Origin of the sequence: Aeromonas sp. R10-2 (assembly GCF_040908445.1) — a bacterium.
In the GTDB taxonomy this organism is placed as follows: Bacteria; Pseudomonadota; Gammaproteobacteria; order Enterobacterales; family Aeromonadaceae; genus Aeromonas; species Aeromonas veronii.
Map to the genome: position 1 here is coordinate 37,186 of NZ_JBFODS010000020.1, position 6,645 is coordinate 43,830.

Genomic DNA, 6,645 nt, shown 5'->3' on the forward strand with positions numbered 1-6,645 from the left:
CTTGAACAGTCAGGGTCAGGATGACTTGCGTACCCTGAGATACCATTCGGAGAGCAGTCGCACCTGTTTGCGGGTGTAGCCTTTCTCCATCATCCGTTCGACAAAGTTATCGTGCTTCTTCTGCTCCTCGGCCGAGGTTTTGCTGTTGAAGGAGATAACCGGCAGCAGCTCTTCCGTGTTGGAGAACATCTTCTTCTCGATCACGGTGCGCAGCTTCTCGTAACTGGTCCAGTTGGGGTTACGGCCTGCATTGTTGGCCCGGGCACGCAGTACGAAGTTGACGATTTCGTTGCGGAAATCTTTCGGGTTGCTGATCCCGGCAGGTTTTTCAATTTTCTCCAGCTCGCTGTTGAGGGACGCTCTGTCAAACAGCTGGCCAGTTTCGGGGTCACGGTACTCCTGATCCTGGATCCAGAAGTCGGCGTAGGTGACGTAGCGATCGAAGATGTTTTGGCCGTACTCTGAGTAGGACTCGAGATAGGCGGTCTGGATCTCCTTGCCGATGAACTCCACATAGCGCGGGGTCAGATAGCCCTTGATGAACTCAAGGTAGCGATCGTGCAGCTCTTGCGGGAACTGTTCGCGCTCGATCTGCTGCTCCAGCACATAGAAGAGGTGCACCGGGTTGGCGGCCACTTCCGCGTGGTCGAAGTTGAAGACGCGGGAGAGGATCTTGAACGCAAAACGGGTAGAAAGACCATTCATCCCCTCGTCCACACCGGCGTAGTCGCGATACTCCTGATAGCTCTTCGCCTTGGGATCGGTGTCTTTGAGGCTTTCGCCATCATAGACCCGCATCTTGGAGTAGATGCTGGAGTTTTCCGGCTCTTTCAGCCGTGACAATACCGAGAATTGGCCCAGCAGCTCGAGGGTGCCCGGGGCGCATTTGGCCTCGGTCAGTTCGCTATTGACCAGCAGCTTCTCGTAGATCTTCACCTCTTCCGAGACGCGCAGGCAGTAAGGGACCTTGACGATGTAAACGCGGTCGAGGAAGGCCTCGTTGTTCTTGTTGTTGCGGAACTGCTGCCATTCGGATTCGTTGGAGTGGGCCAGCAGAATGCCGTCAAAGGGGAGGGCAGAGAGCCCTTCGGTACCGTTGTAGTTACCTTCCTGGGTTGCTGTCAGCAGCGGGTGCAGCACCTTGATAGGGGCCTTGAACATTTCCACAAACTCCATAACCCCCTGGTTCGCTTTACACAGCGCACCTGAGTAGGAGTAAGCATCGGCATCATCCTGGGCGAAGTGCTCCAGCATACGGATGTCGACCTTGCCGACCAGTGAGGAGATGTCCTGGTTGTTGTCATCACCGGGTTCCGTTTTGGCGATGGCAATCTGATCGAGGATGGAGGGGTTGACCTTCTCCACCTTGAACTTGGTGATGTCGCCGCCAAACTCGTGCAGGCGTTTTGCCACCCAGGGGGACATGATGGGACGCAGGTAACGGCGCGGGATGCCGTACTCTTTTTCCAGGATCTCCCCATCCTCTTCGATATCGAACAGGCAGAAGGGGTGATCGTTGACCGGTGAGCCCTTGATGCGATAGATGGGCACCTTCTGCATCAGGGATTTGAGTTTCTCTGCCAGTGAGGATTTACCGCCGCCAACGGGGCCCAGCAGATAGAGGATCTGTTTCTTCTCCTCCAGCCCCTGGGCGGAGTGTTTGAGGTAGGAGACGATCTGTTCGATGGCCTCTTCCATCCCGTAGAAATCCTTGAAGGCGGGATAGCGTGCCACGACGCGGTTGGAGAAGAGTCGGCTCAGTCTGGGGTTGGCTGAGGTGTCTACCATCTCCGGCTCACCGATGGCGGTCAGCAGACGTTCGGCTGCGGAGGCGTAGCAGGCTTTGTCCTGCTTACACATATCCAGGAACTCCTGGATGGTATATTCCTCTTCTCTCGCTTTTTCATATCGCTGTTGGTAATGCTCGAATATGCCCATAACTTTGCCCTCGTTATAGTCGCTTACCCTGAAAAAAGTGGATGACTGCTTTTGTGTTGTGCGCTTTTAAAGCCTAGTCAACAGACTCCAGTAATCCATCACGGTTGATAGGTTAAATTCTGAAGAAACCTGCCCGATCCTTTTGCGGGGAGGGTCAGTCAACAACACCGCTATGTTACTGACTGTTAAATTATTTTTGCCACGATAGTGAGGTAAATGTCAAAGACATAAAAAATAAATGTTTATGGGAAACAGGGAACTTATTGCGAAAAGATTAAGGGGTTTGACGAAAGGCAATGGGGCTGCGGGTTGGCGGGGTTATGGATGAGAATGTCATTACGTGAACGTCAACGTAAATCACTTTGTTTGGAGTTTTGGCTCTAATTTTTACATTGACGCTACATTTTGAGTGCCCTAGATTGGCGATGTGTGAGCAGCAAGACGCTTTAGCAAGAGAGTTGACTGTTGCCTCACCAAGCTCTGTTTAAGCACGTTTCCGTTGGCTTGACCCTCGCAACCGCGAGGGTCTTCTTTTTTTCGTCTGTAAACGCTTGTTTCTGCTGATGGCTATTGACGCCGCCGGCACTCATCTAGCAAGGGTAGGCTTGTTGCACTGCCGCCAGGACGCTGGCAAACGGGTGCGCGGCCAACTGGCCTGCGCCCGCCAGCGATTTGGCCTTGATCCGGCTGGTCAGCGGAGTGGCGATACCGCACAGGAAACGGGCCAGGACACGAGCATCCACCGAACCGGTTTTGGCAATCAGCGGATCGCACCAGGCACGGATCCCCGCCTCGTTTGGCATGGTCAGTGGGGGCAGGGGCGGGAGATGTGCCACCTCGTCGCGACAAACCGAACAGTGGCCACAATGAACCGGCGCCACCTCATCGGCAAAATAGCGGGCGAGGCGGTGGCTCAGGCACTCACTTGAGGTGAAAAAGTCGAGCATGGCTTGCAGTCTGGCCAGCTCGCTCCGCTCTTTTTGCAGGAACAGGGCGTGCAGGGCTTTTGCTTCCTGCTCGTTGTCCCACCCCTGACGGGTGATCCGGTAGACCTCGGTCATCTGTTTGCTTTCAAGCTCGATCCAGCCTTGCTGCTGCAGGTAGTCGAGCGCCGCAACCGCCCGCTGTCGCTCTCCCTGATAGCCCTGCCAGAGGGCGTCAAAGTCCATGGTGCACCAACTGCGGGCTTGCGGGGCACAGGCGAACAGCTGCTCCAGAAACTGGCGGCGTTCCGGATTGAAGCGGCTCACTATCTCGCCTTTATCCAGCACAAACTTGAAGCGGTAATCTGCGTAGTAGCTGTAGGCCGGGGTGATGATGCCCGCCATCTCCAGATAGACCAGCAGGGTTTTAAGGGGCAACTGGCGGATATTGGTGTCGTTGGATAGGCGTAGCAAGGTGAATTCCCACTCGTTCCCGCTCTGCTTGATGATGGCAAGGAGCTGGAGGATGGCACTCAAATCCGGCGTATCGCCGTAGACGAAGTTCTCCAGCACCGGCAGCTGGCTCTGGTTGGCCAGCACAATACAGCGCGATGGCTGGCCATCCCGTCCGGCGCGGCCAATTTCCTGGCTGTAGTTCTCGATGGATTTGGGCAGATCGTAGTGAATGACTCGCCGGATATCCGCTTTGTCGATACCCATACCAAAGGCGATGGTAGCGACGATGCAAGCCACCTTGCCCGCCATGAAATCGTGCTGGATCTGGCTGCGCAGCGCCGAGTCGAGTCCGGCATGATAGGCGTGGGCGTTGATCCCTTCTCTAACGAGTTGTTCGGCGCAGGCTTCGGCGGTGTGTTGCAAGGTGACGTAGACGATGGTGGGGGCCGCCGGATCGTTGGCCAACTCCTGCGCGAGCCAGCCATCCCGCGCGTCGGGCGACAGGGGAATGACCGCCAGATCAAGATTGGATCGGTAGAAACCGGTGACCACGACCCCCTCCGGTTCGATGCCGAATTTGGTCTGCATATCCTGAATAACCGCCGGTGTGGCGGTGGCCGTCAGCAGCAACACCTGCGGGATCTTCAGGTCATGGCGATAGCTCGGCAGCTTGAGGTAGTCGGGGCGAAAGTTGTGGCCCCACTCCGAGATACAGTGCGCCTCATCGACGACCAGCAGCGAGAGCGGCACTTGCTGGATAAAGCGGCGAAAGCGCTCGTTCTTGAGTCGCTCCACCGAGATCATCAGGATCTTGAGCTGGCCATCCAGCGCCTGCTGCATCACTCGTCGGCTCTCCTCCGGGCTCTGGCTTGAGTCGAGGGTAGCGGCGCTTATTCCCTTGCTTTTGAGGAAGGCGAGTTGATCGTGCATCAGCGCCAGCAGCGGCGAGATAACCAGGGTCAGGTGAGGCAGGGCGAGGGCTGGCAGTTGATAACAGAGCGACTTGCCGGCGCCGGTGGGAAAGATGGCGGCGGCACTCTGACCAGCCAGTACCCGGCTGATCACCGCTTCCTGACCTGGCCTGAGTGCGGAGAAACCAAAATATTGGTTGAGCAGGGATGGGATCATGGCAAGGCTCCGCGGCAAATGGGGGATGATAGCACAGCGATGCCGGTCACGGGTGACACAGGAATGGTCGTGAGGGTAAGGGCAGAGAGTGTCGATAAAACGTACAAAAATGGGTGTTGCGCTGTGGTTAAGGTTTTGTTGCGGTTTTTTGTGATGGAAACGGGATATTTTTTGGTGAGCCGCTGGAAAAAAAAGATGGCGAATGGGATATTCCGTCATGCAATCCGGTGACTGGCGGATCGGCCCGACAGAAGGCTGGCCACAGACACCACATTCGGGCGACAGGGGTCTTCCGATGAGTGGTTGCAGACAGGACTCATGATTCATGCACTACGGTGCTTAGGGACTTTTTTGATGACACAACAACACCCCCTCCTTCGGCTGGTCAATAGCACCAGTCTGGTCAGCCAGATCCTGGTTGGTCTGGTATTCGGTATCTTGCTGGCACTTTTTGCGCCCGAGTGGGCGAAAACGGCAGGTCTGCTCGGCAGTCTGTTTGTTGGTGCACTGAAAGCGGTAGCCCCGCTGCTGGTATTCGTACTGGTGATGGCGGCCATCATTGGTCACAAGCAGGGTCAGAAGACCAATATTCGCCCGCTGCTGGCGCTCTACCTCTTTGGTACTTTCTCTGCGGCCGTGGTCGCGGTGATTACCAGCTTCCTGTTCCCCTCCAACCTCCATCTGGTGGCCAATACTGCCGAGATCACCCCGCCAGGCGGGATCACCGAGGTGCTGCAGACCCTGCTGTTCAACGTGGTGACCAACCCGGTCAAGGCGCTGATGGATGCCAACTATATCGGGATCTTGGCGTGGGCCATCGGTCTGGGTATCGCCATGCGCCATGCCAACGAGAGCACCAAGGCGCTGATCACTGACCTGTCTCACGGTGTATCAGCCATCGTGAAAGCGGTGATCCGCTGTGCTCCGCTCGGGATCCTGGGTCTGGTTGCCTCCACTCTGGCAGAGACCGGCTTCGATGCCCTGTTTGGCTATGCTCAACTGCTGGTGGTGCTGATCGGCTGCATGCTGTTTATCGCCTTTGTGGTCAACCCATTGATCGTCTTCTGGAAGATCAAGCGCAACCCCTATCCGCTGGTGCTGACCTGCCTCAAAGAGAGCGGCGTGACCGCCTTCTTTACCCGCAGCTCTGCCGCCAACATTCCGGTCAACATGGCGCTGTGTGAAAAACTGCGCCTGCCCAAAGATACCTACGCGGTCTCCATCCCGCTGGGTGCCACCATCAATATGGCGGGTGCCGCTATCACCATCACTGTGCTCGCCATGGCGGCGGTACATACCCTGGGGATGGAAGTGGACATGGCAACGGCCATTCTGCTCTCCGTGGTCGCCACCATCAGTGCCTGTGGCGCTTCCGGTGTGGCGGGCGGCTCCTTGCTGCTGATCCCGCTGGCCTGTAGCCTGTTTGGCATCAGCAATGACATCGCCATGCAGGTGGTAGCAGTCGGCTTTATCATCGGCGTACTTCAGGATTCTGCCGAGACAGCGCTGAACAGCTCCACTGACGTGCTGTTCACCGCCGCAGCTTGCATGGCTGAAGATGAAACCCTGCTGGATATGGCTCCGGTACCGAGCCGCGAAGCCTGATCTCGTAACGCTTAGTTTCGTCACACACTTGCGCCCTCTTCGGAGGGCGCTTTTTATTGCCGGATTTGCTCTCTTTTCCTCTTTAAGCAGGCTCTTTGGCTGATGTGCCGGACATTCTGTCGCCCTTCTCCAGGGCGCTGCCTTATCTTTATCCCTTTGAGTTGTGCTTCCTCCTTCTGTTGTGTGTTACACATTTTTGTCTGTTCTGCTAACAGCCGATTGCTATGGCTTACCCCAGATCTTCAAGACAATCACATCATCACAGAAGAATGGAGGTGGCTGGCTGCGGCAGATGAACCCAACTCTGTAGTGGTCTAATCATCCCGGACACCATTTTAGGTGGTACAGTCGCCACCATGACCTGAGGTGTTCAATGACAAGATTACGTCGCTCATTTACTGCTGAATTCAAACTCGAAACCGCATCCCTGGTACTCGACCAGGGATACTCTGTCCCTGAAGCCAGCCGTTCACTGGATGTCGGTGAAACCGTACTGCGCCGCTGGGTTCAGCAACTGCAATCCGAACGCTGTGGTACAACCCCCATCGGAAAAGCACTGACTCCGGAGCAGCAAAAAATTCAGGAGCTGGAAGCC

General features: G+C 56.1%; 4 protein-coding genes. 2 read left to right on the forward strand and 2 right to left on the reverse strand.

Going from position 1 to position 6,645, the window contains the following annotated elements:
• Positions 1 to 15 precede the first annotated feature (15 nt).
• Both AB5Y97_RS04510 and AB5Y97_RS04515 read right to left on the reverse strand, forming a co-directional pair.
• Positions 16 to 1,938: a PrkA family serine protein kinase gene (locus AB5Y97_RS04510; protein ID WP_033113275.1), complete on the reverse strand. Its 1,923-nt coding sequence runs from the start codon at positions 1,936 to 1,938 to the stop codon at positions 16 to 18.
• A gap of 590 nt (positions 1,939 to 2,528) precedes the next feature.
• The gene (locus tag AB5Y97_RS04515) at positions 2,529 to 4,445 is read right to left on the reverse strand and encodes an ATP-dependent DNA helicase RecQ (protein WP_201946400.1); all 1,917 of its coding nucleotides are present in this window, start codon (positions 4,443 to 4,445) and stop codon (positions 2,529 to 2,531) included.
• A 354-nt stretch (positions 4,446 to 4,799) separates the two neighbouring features.
• Between AB5Y97_RS04515 and sstT the strand changes: the two genes are divergently transcribed.
• Positions 4,800 to 6,050 (forward strand): serine/threonine transporter SstT, encoded by a 1,251-nt coding sequence (gene sstT, locus AB5Y97_RS04520; RefSeq protein WP_201946402.1) that lies wholly within the window; start codon positions 4,800 to 4,802, stop codon positions 6,048 to 6,050.
• A gap of 373 nt (positions 6,051 to 6,423) precedes the next feature.
• Positions 6,424 to 6,645: transposase (locus tag AB5Y97_RS04525; protein ID WP_368157293.1), on the forward strand; the 222-nt coding region annotated here is incomplete at its 3' end.